Raw genomic sequence first — 19,877 nt, forward strand, 5'->3', positions numbered from 1 at the left:
ATGTTCAAACTGTTCCATACATTCGTTCTTGCTGCGGCGCTGGCCGCGCCTGTGCTGGCCTACGCGCAATCGGCCGACCTCGTGCTGTGCGACCGGCTCGCCGCCGATGCCTCCGATCCCGACAAGCCCGCCGACGTGAAGGGCGTGGGCGAGATCGCGTCGGCGGATATCGCGACCGCGATCAAGTACTGCGCGGTGGCGGCAAAATCGTCGCGCCGCGCGATGTACGAGCTCGGCCGTGCCTATGCCGCCAACCGGCAGACGGCGGAAGCGGTGGCCGCCTGGCGCAAGGCCGCCGACAAGGGCTCGACATCGGCGATGGTCGAGCTCGGCGTGCTCTACGGCAACGGCACCGGCGTTGCCAAGGACGAGGCGCAGGCGCGCAAATTGTTCGAGCGTGCGGCGCAGGCCGGCAACGCGCGCGGCGTCAGCAATCTCGCGGCACTCGGCGGCGGCACTGCATCCGACCCGGCACGCGCCCGCGAATTGCTCGCCAGATCCGCCGAGACCAATGCTGAGGCGCAGTACCAGCTCGGCTTGATGCTGGCCGAAGGCAAGGGCGGTGCGCAGGACGATGCTGCCGCACGCGCGCTGTTCGAGAAGGCGGCGGCGCAGAACCATCCGGGCGCATTGGAGCGGATGGGGGCGTTTGCGCAGGCTGGCCGCGGCGGTCCGAAGGACAGTGATGCCGCAAAAGCCTATTACGAGCGGGCGGCTGCGCTCGGCGACGAGGATGCCAAGAAGGCGCTGGAGCGCGCCCGCTGCCCCTATGTCATCAAGGACAAGCGCGGCAACCCCGTGACCAATCTCTGCTTCTAGTTCCGGTGGCCCCTGGAATAGAAGAAACTGGCCCTTTCTTGCGGGCACACTCTGATTCTAGACTGGGCGGGATCAGTATGCGCATCGAAGGCGATGCCTTCTTACGCCGAGCGTAATGCGGCTTTGCGCAAACGTCGGAGACGCCGAGGCACCATTCGATGATTTCTCAGTTCTTCGAAGTCCAGATCAAGGACGGACACGTCAGCCGATATATGGACCTCGCGGCTTCGCTGAGGCCTGCGCTTGACGCCATGGGCGGCTGTCTCTTCATCGATCGCTTCCAGAGCCTGACCCGCAAGAACCTTCTGCTGTCCTATCAGATCTGGCAGGACGAAGGAGCGATGACCGCATGGCGCGTGGATGCGGGGCATCATGCGGTGCAAAAGATCGGCCGCGAGGATGTCTTCTCCGACTACCGCATCCGGATCGCCCAGGTGATCCATGAAGCAAGGCCGGACCGCCCGATCTGGCAGCCAGAGCGGCGGACGCCATACAATGACCCCGCAAGACGTCCCCCGACATACGTCATTGCGTCGGAGTCGACCAATCCCGAGCTGCCGGTAGCGACCGAGTGGAGTCGCGATTCCTTCCAGAGCATGTATCGCGACGGCCGGTACGCGCACCTCGTCGATTTGCCGGATGAGCAATCCGGTCTGGAATTCGGGGCACAGCTGTTCGCCGATCCGACGACCGAATACTTCCGCATCTTCGAGGTCATGCGCGACTACGGAATGTACGAGCGCGCTGAGGCGCCACAGTATTATCCGCCGGTGGAGAGACCGTAGATCACGGCGGCGGGCAGGCCGCGCCGGTCTTCACCCAGGCCTCGACCAACGCGCGGGCCTGCGCCTGCGTGCCCGGTGCGGGTGAGCGGCCGAAGCCGGGATGCCAGGCCCAACCCACCAGCGTGTCCTTGCCGATATGATCGATCAGCTCCTCGACCTTGCGGCCGCCATTGCGCGCGGGATCCCTGATCTGCGCGCAGATTTCGCCGACCGTCTTGCCGGCCCACGCCATCTCGCGCGGCGCGAGGTGCCATTCCGGGTGGCCCGGCACGCGCCCGGGCTCGAAATTGGCGTGCTGGTGGCAGATCGAGCAGCGCATCGTCTCGACGCCGTGGCCGTCGGCGCCGCGCGTGACCGGCGGCTGGTGCATGCGGGTGATGTCGCCTTGTCGCGGGCTGTCGCCGGCGGGATGGCAGTTGGTGCAGCCCGGATGCGTCAGCACCTTGCCGAGCTCGGTGAAGATCGCCGCGGAGCGCTGCTCGACATTCTCGATTCCGGCAAAGCTTTCCGGTGAGGCGAGGGCATGGCTTGCGCTCTCCGATGCCGCGAAGCCGGCGGACAGGCTGGTCGCGAGCGCCGTCAGCATCGCCATGATCCGAAACCGCGTGTCCGATGTCATCGCTCGCGGGCTCATTTGTTGGCGGTCAGATAGCGTTTGGAATCGGCGAGGATCACGTCGCGCACCGCCTGGTGATACTTGATGTAGCCGGTGCAGCGGCACAGATGGCCGTCGAGCGCGTCCGCAATGACGGTTTCGAGTTGGTCCCGTGCCACCGGCGTCTTCGCCAGCCGTTCGAGCAGAACCTGGCCCTCATTGAGGAAGCCGGCCGTGCAGTAGCCGCACTGGAACGCGAAGTGGTCGATGAAGGCCCGCTGCAAGGCCGAGAGCTCGCCATCTTTGGCGTGGCCCTCGACGGTGCGGATCGCCTTGTCGTCGAAATTCGCCGCCGGCACCACGCAGGTCGGGCTGGTATAGCTGGTACCGTCAGGATTATCGATGATGACAGCGCAGCTCAGGCACTGCGCGGCGCCGCAGCCGAACTTGGTGCCGGTCATGCCGAGCATCTCGCGCAGGAAATCGTTCATCGAGAGGTCGTCACGGACCTCGACCGGTCCGTGCTTGCGGCCATTGATGGTGACGTTGAGGGTGGTCACGCAAGCGCTCCCTTGAGCAGGCTCGAGGTCACCGGCAATGAGCGGAAGCGGTGGCCGGTGGCGTCGTTGATGGCGTTGAGCAGCGCCGGCACGATCGGGATCATCACCACCTCGGCCATGCCCTTGGGCGCTTCGTCCGGCGTCAGCGGCGGCAGCATCTCGATCTCGAGATCGTGCAGCGGCAGGTCGGAGCCGCGCGCGATCAAATACTGGCCGAGATTCCACTGCCCGTTGCCGGGGCCGCCTTCGAACGGCGGCAGGGTTTCGAGCAGCGCGTAGCCGACGCCCATGGCGAAGCCGCCATGCGACTGGCCGAGCACCACTTCGGGCACCAGCGCCTGGCCGCACTCGAACACGCTGTAGGCCTTGGCGATGCGCAAGCTCCCGGTCGCGCGCTCGATCTCGACGCGCACCAGCGTGCCGCACATCGAGGTATAGGCGGTGCCGATCCGGTTGTTGTCGGTCGGCGGGAACTTCACGCTGACGCGGTCGATCCGTTCGAATGCGCTGCGGCCACGGCGGATCGCCAGCGCGTCGATCTCGGCGCGGTACTGCTCGCCGAACAACGGGAAGCGCGCGCGCGACCAAGCCCAGCGCGAGAAGCTGTGCGCCACCGCGCCGGTGACGAAGCCGCGCGCATGCGCGGTCGCCGCAAGCTTTGGCAATGGCAGCGGCGCGAGCTCGCCGAGCACGAGTTGCCCGTCCCGCCAGCGCGCTTTGTCCCATTGCCGGGCGCGCGGATCGGCCTTGCCGATCTGCCAGAGCTCGAGCGCCGCCGGCCACAGGCCGAAGCGGAAGATGATGCGGGCGGCCTCGGCCGACGAGTGCGTGCCGACATGGGCGCCGATCGAGGCGCAGGTCGCTGAACTGATCGCGGGCACCCAGCGCGGGTTCTTCTCGGCGAGATCCTGGGTCTTCTGATCCATCGTGTAGGGATCGCCCGAGGTGACGAGCCCGAGCGCGTCGTAGCTGTCGACCCGGGAGACGGCGACCTCGTCGGCGACGGCGCCGAGATGGCCCGCGACCCGGTTGGCAAGCGCGGTGCCGATGCCGTTGCCCATCTCGACATGATCGCAGAAGATCGCGATTCGTCCCTCGGGATCGATCTCGACCCGGCCGAGCGAGCAATCCGCGCCCGCGCCGTAGTCCTTGGTGACGCAGGCGACGCCGGTGCCGATCAACCGTCCCTCGGATGCGGTTTGCTTGAATTGCGCGCGCTGCTGCCAGATCGGATGCGTCTCGAGCTTGTCGAGGATGTCGGGCGTGCGCACCGAAACGATGTAGGGGTTGCCGGTCATGGTCCGGCCGTTCTGCTTCAGCGCGTTGTTGCGGCGGAACGCGATCGGATCGACCTTGAGCTCGCTCGTGGCCTCGTCGATCAGGACTTCGAGCGCGGTCATGGTCTGCAGCGTGCCGTAGCCGCGCATCGAGCCTGCGGTCACCCCGCGCGAATGCAGCGCCACGGTGGTGACGTCCACCTTCGGGATGTCGTAGATGCCGATCGCCGCGGTGGCGGCGACGGTCGCGACGTTGGCGGAGAAGTTGGCGAGCCCGCCGCCGTCGAGCACATGGTCGGCGGCGAACGCGGTGATCTTGCCGCTGGTGCGATCGATGCCGATCCGCGAGCGCATCTTGATCGGATGACGTTTGATGCCGCCCTGAAACTGCTGGTAGCGGTCGTGCGCCAGCCGCACCGGGCGTCCCGGGAAGAACATCGCCGCCAGCGCCACGTACAGCACGAACGGGGTGTGGTCGCGGCCGCCGAAGCCGCCGCCGACATGGGCGAACTGCGCGTTGATGTGCGACGGCCGGAAGGGCGGACGGGCCTTGCCGAGCATGAAGGCGATCGACTCGGTCGCCTCATAGGGCGACTGCACACCGAGCACCAGTTCGAGATTGCCGCTGTTGTCGCTGTACCAAGCGAGCCCGCTCTCCGGTTCCAGGAACATCGGATCGACCGACTGGGTCTCGAACTCGCGGTCGAGCACGAGCTGCGACGGATCGTCCTTGGCAAGCTGGGCGCGGATTGCTTCGCCATGGGTTGCGGCCTTGGCGTAGTCGGCCTTGGTCTCCTTGGCGAGCGGCAGCCAGACCGGCAGCGCCGCGTTCTGGATACGACTCGGCGAAACCCAGCCGGCCTGGATCGGCGAGTAGACGTCGGGCGCGTCAGGTGTGACGCCGGCCACGCGCGTGAAGCGATAGGCGCCGTAATTCGGGATGACGACCGGCCCGGTCTCGTCGCCGAACCTGACGAAGCCACCGTCGCGCAGCGCGAGGCGCGCCCGGTCGAAGGCATCGAACCGCTCGAAGATCAACAGCGCGACCGGCTGACCGAGATAGAGCGGCGTCTTGCCGACCGGGCAGAACAGGTCGCCGGTGTAGAACTCCGGCACCCGCGTGCCGATGCGGTCGAGATCGGCCGCGGTCACGACAACCGACGGCTTCAGCGGGCCGTCGAGGCGGGCGAGGTCCATGCCGGCATAGACATGCGTCGCGTCATCGGCGCGGACCAGGATGGCGTGCGAGGTGGTCGCGGGCCAACCCGGCATGTCGGCGGCACGAAAGTCGGAGGCATAGAGCTTGGCGCCGGTGACCTTGGCCACGCCGTCGACGCGGCCGGCGGCCTTCGCCGCCGGGTTGAAATGGCCACGCCCGGGAAGCGTCTCGCGGCTCGTGAAGGCCGGTTCCTTCGCAAGCGCCAGATGCGACAGGCTGACCGAGATGCCGCCGGCCGACAACCACTTCACGAATTCGCGTCGCGAGGGCCGCATGGTCTGATCTCTCATCAACGCTTCGTCGTCGTGTCGCGCCGGGGTTTATCGATTGGTACGATACACGCAAAAGTATTGCGGCAAAGCGAGCGCGATCGCAACGCCGCAATAGGTCGTAGCCGCCTCACTTGAGGTCGGCAATCGTCGCCGGTCCCGGACCCGGCGTGATCAGGGTCGGCCATTGCTTGGAACCGAACGGCACCAGGGGTGGCAGGAACGTCGTCATGCCGCGCTTCTTGGTCTCGGCGATGATCGCCTCGCGCGCGTCGCCGCCCATCAATTCGTAGTCCATCAAATGGTAGCTGCCGAAGAACAGCGCGCCGACCGAGCGGTCTGCGATGATCCGGGTCAGCGACTCCAGCATGTCCGACGGCGTCGTGGTGAAGGAGATCGTCTCGATCAGTATCAGGCGGCTGTTGATGGCATCAGGCCCGAAGAACTGCGCCAGCACGCTGAAGATCACGTTGTTCTGCCGCGCCACATAGATCGTGTTGCTGGCACCATAGGTCTTGTCCCAGTCGGCGCCGAGCTGGGTCTTCCAGTCGGCCATCACCGTCATCCAGTGCGCGACCTGGGTCTGCGCGGCCCAGGCGACGTTCCTGGCGAGGTAGGGCGCCTGCTTCTTGCCGAACGCCTCGAGCTTGGTGAATGGATGGCTCCGGCGGACAGGCAATCATCCATGAAGGCGATGTTGTTCTGCAGGATGGTACGGTTGTTGTCGCGCCAGTCGGCCTGCATCGGCGTCGCGTCGAGCCCGTCGAGCGCCGACTGCATCCGGCTGCGATAGGCCTGCATCGACCCGCGCCACGCCTTGTCGTCGGGATTGTCGACATAGGGGCCGACCACCTCGGCCAGCGCCATCGTGCTGTGGCCGACCGATTTGAGCAGCTGATAGACGATCGGCACCTGCGGCGCCTCGGTCGGCGGCTTGCCCGGCCGGTAGAGGATCAGGCGCCCGCCGGCACCGGAGAACAGGCCGAGGATCACCGGGTGTTTGTCGAGGATGTTCTTCTGGAAGATCCGCGCCGCATCGCCATAGAGCTCGAACATGCCGGTGTTGAGCGCCAGCACATCCTTGGTCGCGACATCGGCCGGCGTGGACGTGGTCTTACCCGAGATCGGTCCCATGTAGTCGGGCAGCGTCTGGGCCAGGGCCGCGCCGCCGCTGCCGAGCAGCAGTGCCAGGGCGGCGGCCAGGCGAAGGCGATGGGTCATGTGATGCTCCTCGATGCCTCCAGCCAATGCCGAGGGCGGCCGCGCGACCATTGGCGGAATGCGCAAATGCTTGGACACAACGAACTGGAGGTAGATCCCGCGTGACGCGGCACGACGCGGGCGGACGCCTACAGCTAAGCGACGAATCGGCTGGTGTCCACACCCGGACATTGCGGGCTTGCCTGCGCCAAAAGACCCAATGGTGTGGCCTTTGGCCCGGTGCTATGTGGCGAATAGAATCAATCTTATTTATTTGGATTTTTGCGTGCTGAACGGACTCTACAAGGTCGAGTACGGCATCAACGGGGCGTTCGGCCGCAGCATCATGTGCTTGCACAACGGCAAGATGATGGGTGGCAATTCGGCCTTCGCCCATCTCGGCAGCTATCAGGTGACGGAAGGCGAGATATCAGCCGAGGTGATCACCGAGCGTCACAATGATGATCCCCATTTCAAGCCGTTGATGGGCGCCGATGTCACCGTCATCAAGGTGCGCGGCCGCACCGAGGGCTCGACCATCCTGCTCGAGGGCACGGCGGACGCCATGCCGGACGGCGTGTTCTGGGCGAATTTGGCGCCGCTCGACGATGAGGCGTTGCCGCCGCGCGGGGCGGTCGGACCGGGCGGCATCGTCAACGGGCTCTACTCCATCCAGCTCCGCGCACTCGACGGTGTCGACGCCGGCCTCTCCGGGGTCATGCTGCTGATGGATGGCCGTATCCTCGGTGGCGATGCGTTCTTCTACTATCTCGGCTCATATACGTCGGCGGACGGCCGCTGGCGGGGCGAGATCGTCAACCAGGAGCACACGCCGGCGAAGGGCGAATACCCGGTGTTCGGCGGTTATGAGGTCGGCATCGGCTTTGCCGGGTCGTGTCGCGAGGAGGGCGCCGAGCTCGAAGGCATCGCGCTGGCCGGCAAGCGCAGCCTTCGGCTGGCAGCCGAACTGCGGCTGATGCGACGCGCCTAAAGCATGATCCGGAAAAGTGCGAAGCGGTTTTCCGAAGAGATCATGCTCAAAGAGAGCGCCCGGCCGTCTCCTCAGTCCTTGATCAGAGGCACGCCGCCGATGATCAGCGCGATGCCGGCCAGCCGTGAAAACGACACCGGATGCTGCGCCAGTCCGAACACGCCAAAATGGTCCATCGCGATGCCGGCGACCATCTGACCCGCGACCACCAGCGCCAGCAGGGTTGCTGCGCCGAGCGAAGGCAGCAGCAGGATCATCAACAGGATAAAGACGCCGCCGAGGACGCCGCCGCTCCAGGCCCACCAGGGCACGGCCGACACCAGCTTCCAGGACGGCACCGGCTCGCGCGTCGCGACCACCACGACTGCCATCGTCACGAGACCGCCGAGATAGCTGACGAGCCCGGCCCAGGCCGGCGAATTGAGGGCGGCGCGGAGATTGCCGTTCAGGACCTGCTGAACGGCCACGCAGATACCGGCGCCGAGCGCGAGCAGAGAGAGAAACCAGACTTGCATATGATGCCCCAAAACCGGTCGCCGAAGGACTTTCTGTCATAATCGATTGGCCATGATCGTGGCATGCGTGGAGCGACGCGCGAAACGCCCGGAATGGGCTTCCACCCACGCCCCAGATCGAATAAGAGGCCGCAAACCCTCAGTTCCCAGCAGTAAGCATGATCCGCCTCGATAACGTTTCCAAGCAAGTCGGCCACCAGATCCTCTTCATCGAAGCCTCCGCGGCGCTCCAGAAGGGCGAGAAGATCGGCCTTGTCGGGCCGAACGGCTCCGGCAAGACCTCGCTCTTCCGAATGATCTCGGGTCAGGAGGTCCCCGATGAGGGCCAGGTCTCTCTCGATCGTGGCATTTCGATCGGCTATTTCAGCCAGGATGTCGGCGAGATGTCCGGCCGCAGCGCCGTCGCCGAGGTGATGGACGGGGCGGGGCCCGTCAGCGTGGTGGCAGCCGAGCTCAGGGAACTCGAGGCCGCGATGGCCGACCCCGACAAGGCCAGTGAGATGGACGACATCATCGCGCGCTATGGCGAGGTGCAGCATCAGTTCGAGGAGCTCGACGGCTACGCGCTTGACGGCCGCGCGCGCGAGGCGCTTTCGGGCCTGGGCTTCAGCCAGGAGATGATGGACGGCGACGTCGGCAAGCTCTCCGGCGGCTGGAAAATGCGCGTCGCGCTTGCGCGTATTCTTTTGATGCGTCCCGACGTCATGCTGCTCGACGAGCCGAGCAACCATCTCGATCTCGAGAGCCTGATCTGGCTCGAGCAGTTCCTGAAAGGTTATGAGGGCGCGCTGCTGATGACCTCGCATGACCGCGAGTTCATCAACCGCATCATCAACAAGGTGGTCGAGATCGACGGCGGCCAGCTCACCAGCTATTCCGGCAACTACGAATTCTACGAACAGCAGCGCGCGCTCTCCGACAAGCAGCAGCAGGCGCAGTTCGAGCGGCAGCAGGCGATGCTCGCCAAGGAGATCAAGTTCATCGAGCGCTTCAAGGCGCGCGCCTCCCACGCTGCCCAGGTGCAGAGCCGGGTCAAGAAGCTCGACAAGATCGAGCGGGTCGAGCCGCCGCGGCGGCGGCAGACGGTGGCGTTCGATTTCCAGCCGGCGCCCCGCTCGGGCGAGGATGTCGTCAGCCTGAAGAACGTCCACAAGGCCTATGGCAGCAAGCGGATCTATGACGGGCTCGACTTCATGATCCGCCGCCGCGAGCGCTGGTGCGTGATGGGCATCAACGGCGCCGGCAAGTCGACGCTGCTGAAACTGGTTGCCGGGTCAACCGAGCCCGATGACGGCGCGGTCGCGGTCGGCGGCAGCGTCAAGATGGGCTATTTCGCTCAGCACGCGATGGACCTGCTCGATGGCGAGCGCACCGTGTTCCAGTCGCTGGAGGACGCGTTTCCGCAGGCCGGCCAGGGCTCCTTGCGCGCGCTCGCCGGCTGCTTCGGGTTCTCGGGCGACGATGTCGAGAAGAAGTGCCGGGTGCTCTCGGGCGGCGAGAAGGCGCGGCTGGTGATGGCGCAAATGCTGTTCGATCCGCCGAACTTCCTGGTGCTGGACGAGCCGACCAACCATCTCGATCTCGCCACCAAGGAGATGCTGATCAACGCGCTCTCCGAGTTCGAGGGCACCATGCTGTTCGTCTCCCACGACCGGCATTTTCTCGCCGCACTCTCCAATCGCGTGCTGGAGCTGACGCCGGAGGGCATCCATCAGTTCGGTGGCGGCTACACCGAATATGTCGCGCGCACCGGGCACGAAGCGCCGGGGTTGCGGAGTTAGTTCAAGCTCTCCACCGCGCGCAAAACGCCTCGACGTCGCCCGACTGGAATTCCGGTCGGCGCTCCCAGATGGTCTCAGCCGGCCAGTTCCACCAGGCGATCTGCGACAGCTCGGCCGCGATCTTGCGGTTGAACCGCTCCTTGATCGGCCGGGCCGGCACGCCGCCGACGATCGTGTAAGGCGCGACATCGCGCGAGACGACCGCGCTGGCCGCGAGCACCGCGCCGTCTCCGACGGTGACGCCGGGCAGCACGATCACGCCATGGCCGATCCAGACATCGTTTCCGATCACGACGCGATCCGCGCGTCGATTCCTGAAGAAGCCACGATCCCGTTCGGCGGAGGCCGTGTAATATTCAGGGCAATAGGTGAAGCGGTGCTGGGAAGGGCGCTCGAGCGGATGATTGGGCGCGCCGATCCGGACCTGCGCCGCGATCGCGCAGAAGCGGCCGATCTGCGCGTCGGCGACGATGCAGCCGCCGGCGAGGTAGGAATAGTCGCCGAGCTCGGTGTATTCGAGCGAGCTGTCGCCGAGAACTTCGCAGCAACGCCCAACCTTGACCTCGCGCAGCCTGACCGTCGGCTCGATGACGGTTTCGGCAAGCTTGGGGCGGGGCGGGGTCGATTGATCCATATGACTGTCCTTGATCCGGCAACTCGCACGAAGTGGTATCTATCACGGCGGGCGGGCAAGGCGAGAGTGATTGCTGTCTGCTGCGGGGTACTAGCTCTTAAATTCCGTCGACCACGGCGATCGCCTTGTTCAGCAAGTTCGCGCGTGGGAATCAAGCCGCTAACCGGGTCGGGAAATGTGCACTGCAGATTGTTGCGCTATCGAAGGATTCGCGATCCGCTTGCTTGCGTTTTAGGCCTCGATAGGTTTTAAGCCGGGTGACTTCATGACCGTTGGCATGAACGAGAAACGCGCTGCGTGGTTTTACCACATTCTAGACAGAGTTACATCGTAGCTCGCACGCCCCCCAATTCAGAGGATTTCAGCATGGCGAAGATGACGAAGAATCAATTGATCGACGCGATTGCCGAAAGCACGCAGATCTCGAAGAACGACGTAAGGACCGTCATCGAGCACATGGCGACTGTTGGCTATAGAGAGCTGAACGAATCCGGTGAGTTCGTCATTCCTGGCTTTGTGAAAATGTCCGTCGTGCATAAGCCTGCCACAGAAGCTCGCAGCGGCGTAAATCCTTTTACGAAAGAGCCGATGGAATTTGCAGCGAAGCCAGCCAGCAAGTCAGTCAAGGCGTCACCTCTCAAGGTCGCTAAGGACGCCGTCTGAAGACTGCGGTTTGCGGCGAGCCAAGCGCGCAAGAAATGCAACGGCGCGTGGCTGGGCGGCCTAATCCTTCAAGCCGTTGACTGCTGCAATGGCCCTGATCATCGCGTCCTTCAGCGCCGCGCTGTTGGCGGGATTCGACTGCCGGCGGCGGCCGGGATCGTCGAAGTCGTGGGTCGCGCGGGGATAGAGCACGACGTCGATCTTGCTGCCGGCGGCGAGAGAACGCTGCGCGACCTCCTGGCACCGCTCGGGCGACACTTCCTCGTCGTCGGATCCGAGCAGCATGGTGATCGGCGCGGCTGACTTGAGCGTCTGCGCCAGCAGGGCGGCCGGCCCGCAGCCCGGATAGAACACCAGCGCCGCGCGATAGCCCGACGTCGCCGTACCCTGGCGCTGCATGACGTTCAGCGCGGTGCTGCCGCCGTTCGACCATCCCTGCAGGAAGATGCGGTTCTCCCGGACATCCTTCTGGCTGCGCAGCCAGCTTAGCGCGCCCTCGGCGTCGAGCGGCCGCACGGTCTTTTCGTTGACGTCGGCGCGATCGGGGTCGTCATGCGTGAAGCGGCCGAAGCCATGGGCCTTGCCGCGCGGCCCAAAGCTGTCCGGCAGCAGCGCGACGTAGCCGTGGTCGGCCCAATACTGCCCCCACATCGCGTGGCGCTTGGAGAGGCTGCCGGCATTGCAGGCCGCGGACGGAGCTGTGCGCGACACCAGGGTGCAGTCCTTGTTGACGTTGATCGAATAGGGGCCGCCGCGGCCGTGCAGCAGCACGATCGCGGGGTGCGGGCCCGGCGTTTGCGGCCTGAACAGATAGCCGACGATCTCGGTCTTGCCGTCGGCGCTCGGAAAGAAAACGGTGTCGGGCGCGGCCGCCGCCGCTGTCGGCAATGTCGTGAGCATCAGGAGGGCTATCTGAATCGCGCGATGGGTCATCCGCACAGCATAAGCAACATTTTCGGATGAATTACGGCATGACTGCCTCCAGCAATGCAAAGCCGCATGGCACGCTGCGCCGTGCTCGGCTTGTGAGGTGAGGGGCCGCCCGTTACGCTTCAGAAAAAAGCGGGAGCGAAGCAGCATGAGGCAGATCAGGATCGGCGACATCACGATCGACGCGGTGATCGAGCGCGAAGGACCGTGGCGGCGCCCGCAGGACTTCTTCCCGACCTATGACGATGCCGTGTTCAAGCATCACCTGAAGACGATGGAGCCGGAAGTCTTCGATGCCGCGCGCGGCATGATGGTGATCACCTACCAGACCTTCGTGGTGCGGACGCCACGCTATACCATCCTGGTCGACACTTGCACCGGTGAGGAGAAGGGGCACCCGCCGCCGTTCGACTTCCCGGGCAAGGAGCGCTGGCGCAACGAGCTGTTCGCGCTCGGGATCTCCTACGAGCAGATCGACTACGTGTTCTGCACCCATCTGCATATCGACCACACCGGCTGGAACACCACGCTGCGCGACGGGCGCTGGGTACCGACCTTCCCGAACGCGAAATACGTCTTCCACAAGGGTGAGTATGCGGCCTGGGAGGCCGAGAACGCCAAGGGCGCCAATCCGCCCGGCACGGTGTTTCGCGACAATTGCCTGCCGATCGTCGAGGCCGGGCAGGCGCTGCTGGTCGACGACGACTATGCGCTCGACGACACCGTGACGCTGACGCCGACGCCGGGGCATTCGCCCTGCCATTGCTGTATCAACATCTTCTCGAAGGGGCAGCGCGCCGTGGTCGCCGGCGATCTGATGCATCATGCGATCCAGTGCCGCGAGCCAGAATGGTCGGCGAAGCCCGATTGGGATCCGAAGCAATCGGCGATCTCGCGGCGAAAATTCTTTGGTTCCGTGGCCGGGACCGACACGCTGATCCTGCCGATCCATTTCCCGGCCCCGACGGTCGGCCTGATCACCGCGGACGGCGACCGCTTCGACTATCGCTTCAAGCGGGAGTAGGGCGTTTTCGAGCGAAGTGGACCCCGGTTCGCGTGAAGAAAACGCGTCAAAACAATAATCTGGAGCTTCGGTTCTGATTCTAATCAGAACCGAAAATGCTCCAGGCGGCACGGGCCGGTCAGCGGTTGAGCGCGACGTCCCTGAAGGCCACAACCAGCGGCCGTTCGAGCTTGCCCTTCATGTCGAGCAAGAGCTCATAGGCTTTGTCCCGCGGCATCGTCGGCTTGTAGGTCCGTTGTTCGATCAGCGCCGCGAAGATGTCGGAGATGGTCAGGATGCGGACGATGTCCGGAATACTTTCGGAGCACAGCCCGTCCGGATAGCCGCTGCCGTCCAGATATTCGTGATGGTGCCGCACCGCGTCGAGAACTTCCGCGGAGATACCCGGCGTGTCCTTCAGCGCGTCATGGCCCAAGGCGGGATGGGTCTGGATCAGCGCGCGCTCGGCGTGGTCGAGCCGACCCGGCTTGTCGAGAACGGTGAGGGGAATCGTCGCCTTGCCGATGTCGTGGAACATCGCCGCAGAATAGAGACGCTCGATGTCAGGCTTGCTCATGCCGAGGCTCATGCCGAAATCGACCGCGATGCCCGGTGACCAGCAGGCAGTGCTGGTAGGTGCCTTCGTGGTGGCGGCGGACGGTCGCCAACCAGTCCGAAAGCCCATTTTCAACAATGCTGTCGGCGATTCCCGCTCCGGCATGCCTGGCATCGGCGACGTCGATCGCCACACTGTTCATCACGGCCGAGAACATTGCGGCAATGCTGGCGGCGCCAGCGGATGCCGCTTCAATACTGGTCGGTGACAGATCGTCCGGAACGATCGATGGCGCTTCGATATCGACAAGTCTTGCCAGAAGCTGCGACGGCTTGACCGGACGGAAGAGAGCATCCGTCGCGCCGAGCGCATAGGCCTGGACAATTGCAAGGCGTGTACGTTGATCGACGATGAAGATGCGCCTCGGGATCCGCTTTAGTCTGCTGGAGATCGCTTTCAACGCGGCGATGTTGTCCACGAGGCGCAGGTCGGCGCTCACGACCAATGCCTCGACTTCGCCGCCCCGGAGCCGCGCAGCGGCAAGCAGTTCTGAGGTGATCTCAAATGTTTGCCCCAGAAGTCCGCGGATATCGGACAGTCTGGACGGCGTATCTGCAACAATATGAATCGGCATCGAGGCAGGCGATCTTTTGGCGAATGGGCGGCGTTACCCGAGCCGCGTCACCTGGGTCCGGCGCGGAACCTGGGTCAGAAACCGTTCGAGATCGGTGCAGAGGCGGTGTGCGAGCTCCTCGTCGATCTCGAACGTCGCGACGGTGCCGGCGCAGTCGATTTCGATGGTCCCGCGCAACGGTGCGGCTGACACGGTCGATACCACGATGTTTGTCGCTCTCGGCATGTCGTCAACGTCCTTTCAGACCGGATGCCGCCATCCTCATTTCGGAATGACCGGGCGTCCCTTTCGCTTTTTCTCTTCGATGAATCTCACACCGATCTCGGTGCCGTCGACACGGACCAGCTCGCAGCGGCGGAAGGCCAGTCCCCGCGAGGACAGCACCAGGAGGAACTCCTGGGCCTTCAGCACATCAAGCGTTCCGTCGACCTCGAGCCGGGCGCCACTCTGCGAGACGTCGAGCAGGATGCAGCTCCGCCGCCATGTGCCGTCGACACCCATGAGGTTGACGGGATAGCGGGTCTCGAGCCTGACGCGCTCCGCCCTGCGGTCACCATACGTCATTACGCTACTCACACTTTCACTGAAGGCTTCGCGGTCAGCTCGCTGAGCGAACCGAACCGGATCATGCGCTGCGCGTTTGACAGCGGCAGCCCTTCGAACATCTGCCGGGCGCGCTCCAGCTCGTCCGGCGCGACCGTCAGGCCGGCCTTTCGGTAGCTGACGATGGCGGCCGTCGTGTTCCAGTTCAGTCGCGACGCGCGGCAGGCGATGACGAGCCCGTTGCTGTCGGCGGCCTCCATCAGCGGCGCGATGGTCTCGATCGGAACGCTCGCGAGCTGCGCCAGCGCCGCCACGACGTTGCGGACCTCTTGCCTGATCGCGAAACGGTTGACGCTGGAATCGTTCAGCTGTCCGGACTTGTTCAGGGCCATCACCGTGGCCCGCGCCTCCGCATAGTCGATCGTGGCTGGTGGTTTTGCGGAGGCGCGGGCTGCGCCGGAATCGATGGCGGCTCGGATCGCGTCCTGAATGTCGGGACGTGCGCGCTTGAGCAGCCGGGCCTGCTGACGCGGCGTGGACCGCATGACGAGATCGGCAAGCACACGGTGCGGCAGGTCGGCGCGCGATATCAATGCGTCCGCGATGCCGTCGTCGCGTTCGGCGGCATCGACCATCATGGCAAAGCCAGCGCTGGTCAGTTCCGCGCCGGGATTTTCGGCCAGGGCGCGCAGGACGCTGCCGTCGCCGCGCATCAGCAGAATGTCCGTGAGCTCCTGGTTGACGGCCTTGCGTCCCGCGATCGCGCAGAGATGTCCTTCGGCCCGCATCCAGGCGATGTCGATCAGGTCGGCATTCGGAATGCAGTCGCATTTGCGCAGGATAGGCGCGGCGACATCGGCGTCGTCATGATTGGCGAGCCGCCGTGCCAGTTCCCGCGGCACCAGACGCAGGTCGGCAAGGGAGCAGCTGAGCGTGGTCAAAGTCCGGAGCTCGACGCTCTCGGTCAGGCGGACCAGGATGTCGTCGAACAGCCCGACGTGATGTTCGTTGAGCCGGTGGGCGTCCTCGATAAAAAGCCCGGCCACTTCCCGCAGCATGCGGGTCCGGCGGTCCGGTGAGCCGGCCTTCAGGACATGGTCGAGTTCGGCAATAAGGTCGGGCGAGGCAATGGCTGTCATTGCGGTACCTAAAATGTTCCGCGATGGGGAACTTCGTCGTCCCTACAACCAATCTGCTCCCCGAATCTTTAATAGGGGTATAGAAATTGATGGGAGGATCGATCCTGGTGGTGGATATCCCGGCAAACACTATCGAAAATCGGCAGCAGCGCTGCTTTGCCAGATTGTCCGGTTCGAGGAGCTGCATTTTTCCTGATTGAGTTCATTGGACGATTCGCATTTTGTGCATGGAAATTATCAATGAGGCTGGCGCGTTTTGCGCTGCGCCGCGCGAACATTGTCGAGACCCTTTCACAGGAGCAGTCATTTGACGGCGCCATTGCTGGTGCCGAGAGTCTTTCGTTTTGACGATGTCGATGCATTCCGGAGTTCGATCCGAGACCTGGATGTTGATTTCACGCCACTCGCGCGGAAGATTTCGGCCGAGCAGATCATCCTGAGTTTGCCGGGATGCGAGCTCAACTACACCCAGTCCTTTCCGCGCATCGTCGACGCGCAGCTTGCGCGGCACACCACGGCGGTCGGCTTCACGATGGATGACGGTGTTCCGATGCGCTTCAACGGCGTCGAGCGCGATCGTGCGGTGATCGTGCTTGGCGGCGGCGGCGCGTTCTATACGTCGGTGGAGGAGACGCCCCGCCAATATGTCTCGGTGATGTTCACGCCCGAGATGGTCGACCGCGGTTGGCCGCAACCGGGTCTCCATTTCAGCATTCACGAAATATCTCAACGCGCGCAGGATCGGCTGCGTGACGTGGTGCGGCAAATCCTGCTCGTGACGTCGCAGCCGGCCGATGATCACCAGTTCGCTACCGGCGCGTCGATCAAGGAAACGCTGCTTGCGGCGATCGACAACGCCTTCGCCGAGATCGTGCCGGCGAAGTGGGCGACGCGGGCCAACACGACGCGCCAGTTCAAGGTCTTCAACGACGCGCGTGCCATTCTGGCCGGCGACGTGGCTCACCCGATCTACAGTGGCGAACTCGCCAGGCAGATCGGCGTGTCGGTGCGCACGCTGCACGACGCCATCCAGCGCTACCGGGGCGTCAGCCTGCATCGCTATCTGCGGTTGCGCCGGCTCTGGCTGGTGCGCCAGCAACTTCTCGCCGGTGCGCACAGCGTCAAGGCCTGCGCGCTGGCCTACGGATTTTGGCATCTGAGCGATTTTTCGCGCAGCTATCGGTCGCAGTTCGGGGAAGCGCCATCGGAGACGCTGGCCGCCTCGCGCCGTCCGGGCGCCGTGCGCGCCGATTCGGCCGCTGGCAGATACGAATCCTAACCGTCGATCTGAACGGAATCTTAACGGCCGCCGAAGAGGCTATTGGTACGATTCCACCAGAGGCGGCGGTGATGCATCCCCGGAGATTTGCGCGTGTTCGTCCGACAGGATGCGTGTCCAGCGTGGTCAAGCTGCAGCTCGAACCGAAGGCGCCGCTGATCGAATGCCGGCTGGTGGACTACTCTGCCGGAGGGGCCTGCCTGGAGTTTCAGAAGCCGATCCAGCTGCCCGAACGTTTCGAAATGTTTCATGGCAACACCAAGAAGCGTTGCCGGCGGGTCTGGAGCAGAGGTGTGCGGGTCGGCGTCTCGTTCTGAGCGCCTCAGGTGATCCACCCGTCAATAGGCGTTCGGGCCGCGCCCGGCGCGACCCGATGGTCTTGACCCGATCGAAGCTGGCGGGGAAGCGCCGGCGAGGGGCTCAGGCGCCGCTCTGGCACTTCTTCATGAACGAGTTTTTGGCCGCGCCGGCGAGCTTCTTGCCGTCGGAGCCGACCGCCTTGGTCTCGCAGGTATCGGTCGTGCACTTCTTCATGAACGAGGTCTTGGCCGCGCCGGCCAGCGGCTTGCCGTCCTTGCCGACCGCCTTCGTCTCGCAGGAGGCGTCCTGTGCAAATGCCGAACCGGCGGCAAAGGTCGCGATCACGGCCGCCAAGAAAATCCGCTTCATCTGGGTTCTCCCTAAACCAAACCAGTGGCCGGATTGGATATCGGATTCTTGGCCCGATCAAGTTCCCACAGCCGATTTTGTCGGTAAAATGCCCCGATCAGAGCAAGGAAATTCCGCGTGCAGCGCGGGACAACATGGGGGACGCCCGGAATGGAATTCGAGACGCTGGTACAGACACGCAAAAGCGTGCGCGGGTTCAAGAAGCAGCCGGTGTCCCGGGCGACCGTCGAGGAGATCATCGAGGTGGCCAAGCGCGCGCCGTCCTCGATGAACACCCAGCCCTGGCACGTCCATGTCCTGACCGGGGCGCCGCTGGAGGAAGTGCGCCGCCGCAATATGGAGGAGATGATCGCCGGCGCCAAAGCCAAGCGCGACATCGTCAGCCATGGCGAGTACCAGGGCGTGCACCGCGGTCGCCAGGTCGACATCGCCAAGAAGCTGTTCGGGGCGATGGGGATTGCCCGCGACGACAAGCCGATGCGGCAGGATTGGGTGCTGCGCGGCTTCCGCCAGTTCGACGCCCCGGTCTCGCTGGTCCTTGCCTACGACCGGGTCCTCGATCCCGGTGCGGTCTGCCATTTCGACCTCGGCGCGCTCTGCTACGGCATCGTGCTGGCGGCCTGGGATCGCGGTCTCGGCAGCGTGATCAACGGCCAGGGCATCATGCGCTCGGACATCGTGCGCGAGGTTGCCGACATCCCGGAGGACCAGGTGATCATGACCTGCGTCGCGATGGGCTATCCCGACGACGGCTTTGCCGCCAATGCGGTGCGGTCGGACCGCGAGGCCAACAGCGATTTTGTCCGCTACGTCGGCTTTGCCGAATAGAGGGATATGACCGTGCGGACCCGCAGCATCACCGGCGCGGTTGTCCTGGCGCTGGTCGTCTTTATCTCGGCCCTTGGCTCCGGGCGAGCGGAGGGCATACGTCTCGATGCGCTCAAGATCCCGGTGCCGAATGCAGGAGGGGCAGGGCCGTCCGTTGCGCTGCTCGACGCAATCGTGCTGCGGCCGGATGACGGGCAGCCGCATCCGCTCATCCTGCTCAATCACGGCTCACCGCGTTCGGCGAGCGACCGTCCGGCGATGAGCCCTTACGGGATGTGGGCTCAGGCTGCGGAGTTCGCGCGGCGCGGCTGGGTTGCGGTGGCGTTCCTGCGCCGCGGCTACGGCGCCTCGCAGGGTGGATGGGCCGAGAATTACGGAGGGTGCTCTGACCCGGACTATGCGAAGGCCGGCCGCGCCGGCGCCAGCGACGTTGCAGCTGCCGCGAAACTCATGGCGGGCCAGGCGTATGTTAGCAAAGGCAAGTGGATCAGCGTCGGCCGCTCGGCGGGAGGCTTTGCCACGGTCGCGTTGACGTCGATGGCGCCGTCGGGTCTGGCCGCTGCGATCGCGTTCGCGCCGGGCCGCGGATCGACTGGCCCCGATACGGTCTGCGTGGAGGACGAACTCGTCGACGCGTTCGCGCAGTTCGGCAAATCCTCGCGCATCCCGCTGCTGTGGGTGTCCGCCGACAACGATCATTTCTTCGGGCCGAAACTCGTGACGCGATTGTCGGACGCGTTTGCGAAAGCCGGCGGCAAGCTCTCGCTGGTTCGAACGCCTGCATTCGGCAGCGACGGGCACACGCTGTTCAACGAGAATGGAACGGCGATCTGGGCGCCGATCGTCGATCGCTTCCTTGCTGCCAACAATCTCGTGCTGCGCGATCGGCTGCTCGACGCGCCCGCGCGTCCCGCGCAAATACGCACGCGCTGACCACGCCGCGGGATATTGAATTCCGCGCCGTGAAACCCTCGCGCGAGCGTGAGTG

Annotated in this window: 24 protein-coding genes; 10 read left to right on the top strand and 14 right to left on the bottom strand. The window is 64.7% G+C overall.

Translation table 11 applies throughout. From position 1 onward, the window contains the following. Both HAP54_RS34280 and HAP54_RS34285 read left to right on the top strand, forming a co-directional pair. Window positions 1–819 (top strand): tetratricopeptide repeat protein, encoded by an 819-nt coding sequence (locus tag HAP54_RS34280; protein WP_166294778.1) that lies wholly within the window; start codon window positions 1–3, stop codon window positions 817–819. Window positions 820–977: 158 nt separating this feature from the next. Then, on the top strand, window positions 978–1,604 hold the full coding sequence (locus HAP54_RS34285; protein ID WP_166294780.1) for an antibiotic biosynthesis monooxygenase family protein: 627 nt from the start codon (window positions 978–980) through the stop codon (window positions 1,602–1,604). 1 nt (window position 1,605) lies between these two features. Here HAP54_RS34285 and HAP54_RS34290 read toward each other — a convergent pair whose 3' ends face one another. From HAP54_RS34290 to HAP54_RS34310, 5 genes are all read right to left on the bottom strand, one after another. Continuing rightward, window positions 1,606–2,223, bottom strand: a complete 618-nt coding sequence (locus tag HAP54_RS34290) for an Isoquinoline 1-oxidoreductase subunit (protein ID WP_166294782.1) — start codon at window positions 2,221–2,223, stop codon at window positions 1,606–1,608. 11 nt (window positions 2,224–2,234) lie between these two features. Continuing rightward, window positions 2,235–2,759 carry a (2Fe-2S)-binding protein gene (locus HAP54_RS34295; RefSeq protein WP_166294784.1) on the bottom strand — a complete coding sequence of 175 codons (525 nt, stop codon included), beginning with the start codon at window positions 2,757–2,759 and terminating at the stop codon, window positions 2,235–2,237. Further along, window positions 2,756–5,530 carry a xanthine dehydrogenase family protein molybdopterin-binding subunit gene (locus HAP54_RS34300; protein ID WP_166306675.1) on the bottom strand — a complete coding sequence of 925 codons (2,775 nt, stop codon included), beginning with the start codon at window positions 5,528–5,530 and terminating at the stop codon, window positions 2,756–2,758. The genes HAP54_RS34295 and HAP54_RS34300 overlap by 4 nt, the downstream gene beginning before the upstream one ends. 124 nt (window positions 5,531–5,654) lie before the next feature. Further along, complete coding sequence (locus tag HAP54_RS34305) at window positions 5,655–6,203, bottom strand: hypothetical protein (RefSeq protein WP_339156786.1); 549 nt, start codon at window positions 6,201–6,203, stop codon at window positions 5,655–5,657. After that, window positions 6,086–6,745 (bottom strand): hypothetical protein, encoded by a 660-nt coding sequence (locus HAP54_RS34310; protein ID WP_224741655.1) that lies wholly within the window; start codon window positions 6,743–6,745, stop codon window positions 6,086–6,088. Before HAP54_RS34310 ends, HAP54_RS34305 begins: the two co-directional genes overlap by 118 nt. 265 nt (window positions 6,746–7,010) lie before the next feature. Here HAP54_RS34310 and HAP54_RS34315 point away from each other — a divergent pair, with 265 nt between their 5' ends. Then, the gene (locus HAP54_RS34315; RefSeq protein WP_166294786.1) at window positions 7,011–7,715 is read left to right on the top strand and encodes a GrlR family regulatory protein; all 705 of its coding nucleotides are present in this window, start codon (window positions 7,011–7,013) and stop codon (window positions 7,713–7,715) included. A gap of 71 nt (window positions 7,716–7,786) precedes the next feature. On the opposite strand, the gene HAP54_RS34320 is transcribed toward HAP54_RS34315, so the two are convergent. Continuing rightward, complete coding sequence (locus HAP54_RS34320) at window positions 7,787–8,230, bottom strand: DMT family transporter (protein WP_166294788.1); 444 nt, start codon at window positions 8,228–8,230, stop codon at window positions 7,787–7,789. Window positions 8,231–8,388: 158 nt separating this feature from the next. Here HAP54_RS34320 and HAP54_RS34325 point away from each other — a divergent pair, with 158 nt between their 5' ends. Further along, entirely contained in the window at window positions 8,389–10,011 is a 1,623-nt protein-coding gene (locus tag HAP54_RS34325) for an ABC-F family ATP-binding cassette domain-containing protein (protein ID WP_166294790.1), read from the top strand. A 1-nt stretch (window position 10,012) separates the two neighbouring features. On the opposite strand, the gene HAP54_RS34330 is transcribed toward HAP54_RS34325, so the two are convergent. Next, window positions 10,013–10,645 (bottom strand): acetyltransferase, encoded by a 633-nt coding sequence (locus tag HAP54_RS34330; RefSeq protein ID WP_166294792.1) that lies wholly within the window; start codon window positions 10,643–10,645, stop codon window positions 10,013–10,015. Window positions 10,646–11,011: 366 nt separating this feature from the next. On the opposite strand from HAP54_RS34330, the gene HAP54_RS34335 reads away from it, so the two are divergent. Continuing rightward, complete coding sequence (locus tag HAP54_RS34335; RefSeq protein ID WP_166294794.1) at window positions 11,012–11,308, top strand: HU family DNA-binding protein; 297 nt, start codon at window positions 11,012–11,014, stop codon at window positions 11,306–11,308. Between the two features lie 60 nt (window positions 11,309–11,368). Here the strand turns inward: HAP54_RS34335 and HAP54_RS34340 are convergent, their stop codons facing one another. Further along, window positions 11,369–12,208: a dienelactone hydrolase family protein gene (locus tag HAP54_RS34340; protein WP_166294795.1), complete on the bottom strand. Its 840-nt coding sequence runs from the start codon at window positions 12,206–12,208 to the stop codon at window positions 11,369–11,371. Between the two features lie 178 nt (window positions 12,209–12,386). Between HAP54_RS34340 and HAP54_RS34345 the strand changes: the two genes are divergently transcribed. Further along, window positions 12,387–13,262 carry an MBL fold metallo-hydrolase gene (locus tag HAP54_RS34345; RefSeq protein WP_166294797.1) on the top strand — a complete coding sequence of 292 codons (876 nt, stop codon included), beginning with the start codon at window positions 12,387–12,389 and terminating at the stop codon, window positions 13,260–13,262. 118 nt (window positions 13,263–13,380) lie between these two features. Here the strand turns inward: HAP54_RS34345 and HAP54_RS34350 are convergent, their stop codons facing one another. Genes HAP54_RS34350 through HAP54_RS34370 form a run of 5 tightly spaced genes read right to left on the bottom strand, consistent with a single transcriptional unit; the run spans window position 13,381 to window position 16,113 of the window. Beyond that, window positions 13,381–13,818 carry an HD-GYP domain-containing protein gene (locus HAP54_RS34350; protein WP_312022795.1) on the bottom strand — a complete coding sequence of 146 codons (438 nt, stop codon included), beginning with the start codon at window positions 13,816–13,818 and terminating at the stop codon, window positions 13,381–13,383. After that, window positions 13,805–14,431, bottom strand: a complete 627-nt coding sequence (locus tag HAP54_RS34355; RefSeq protein WP_312022794.1) for a hypothetical protein — start codon at window positions 14,429–14,431, stop codon at window positions 13,805–13,807. The genes HAP54_RS34350 and HAP54_RS34355 overlap by 14 nt, the downstream gene beginning before the upstream one ends. A gap of 33 nt (window positions 14,432–14,464) precedes the next feature. Further along, entirely contained in the window at window positions 14,465–14,656 is a 192-nt protein-coding gene (locus tag HAP54_RS34360; protein WP_166294799.1) for a hypothetical protein, read from the bottom strand. A gap of 36 nt (window positions 14,657–14,692) precedes the next feature. Next, window positions 14,693–14,995: a PilZ domain-containing protein gene (locus HAP54_RS34365; RefSeq protein WP_166294801.1), complete on the bottom strand. Its 303-nt coding sequence runs from the start codon at window positions 14,993–14,995 to the stop codon at window positions 14,693–14,695. A gap of 8 nt (window positions 14,996–15,003) precedes the next feature. Further along, window positions 15,004–16,113 (bottom strand): DUF2336 domain-containing protein, encoded by a 1,110-nt coding sequence (locus tag HAP54_RS34370; RefSeq protein WP_166294803.1) that lies wholly within the window; start codon window positions 16,111–16,113, stop codon window positions 15,004–15,006. A gap of 307 nt (window positions 16,114–16,420) precedes the next feature. Here HAP54_RS34370 and HAP54_RS34375 point away from each other — a divergent pair, with 307 nt between their 5' ends. Then, on the top strand, window positions 16,421–17,392 hold the full coding sequence (locus tag HAP54_RS34375) for a helix-turn-helix domain-containing protein (protein WP_224741654.1): 972 nt from the start codon (window positions 16,421–16,423) through the stop codon (window positions 17,390–17,392). A 71-nt stretch (window positions 17,393–17,463) separates the two neighbouring features. Beyond that, window positions 17,464–17,709, top strand: a complete 246-nt coding sequence (locus HAP54_RS34380) for a PilZ domain-containing protein (RefSeq protein WP_165123412.1) — start codon at window positions 17,464–17,466, stop codon at window positions 17,707–17,709. Window positions 17,710–17,812: 103 nt separating this feature from the next. On the opposite strand, the gene HAP54_RS34385 is transcribed toward HAP54_RS34380, so the two are convergent. Continuing rightward, the gene (locus tag HAP54_RS34385; RefSeq protein ID WP_029082223.1) at window positions 17,813–18,061 is read right to left on the bottom strand and encodes a hypothetical protein; all 249 of its coding nucleotides are present in this window, start codon (window positions 18,059–18,061) and stop codon (window positions 17,813–17,815) included. A gap of 150 nt (window positions 18,062–18,211) precedes the next feature. Between HAP54_RS34385 and HAP54_RS34390 the strand changes: the two genes are divergently transcribed. Together HAP54_RS34390 and HAP54_RS34395 are read left to right on the top strand one after the other, a co-directional pair. Further along, window positions 18,212–18,889: a nitroreductase gene (locus tag HAP54_RS34390; protein WP_166294805.1), complete on the top strand. Its 678-nt coding sequence runs from the start codon at window positions 18,212–18,214 to the stop codon at window positions 18,887–18,889. A gap of 6 nt (window positions 18,890–18,895) precedes the next feature. Next, window positions 18,896–19,822: an alpha/beta hydrolase family protein gene (locus HAP54_RS34395; protein WP_166294807.1), complete on the top strand. Its 927-nt coding sequence runs from the start codon at window positions 18,896–18,898 to the stop codon at window positions 19,820–19,822. Window positions 19,823–19,877 lie beyond the last annotated feature (55 nt).

The sequence above is a fragment of the Bradyrhizobium sp. 2S1 genome (genome assembly GCF_011516625.5).
In the GTDB taxonomy this organism is placed as follows: Bacteria; Pseudomonadota; Alphaproteobacteria; order Rhizobiales; family Xanthobacteraceae; genus Bradyrhizobium; species Bradyrhizobium septentrionale.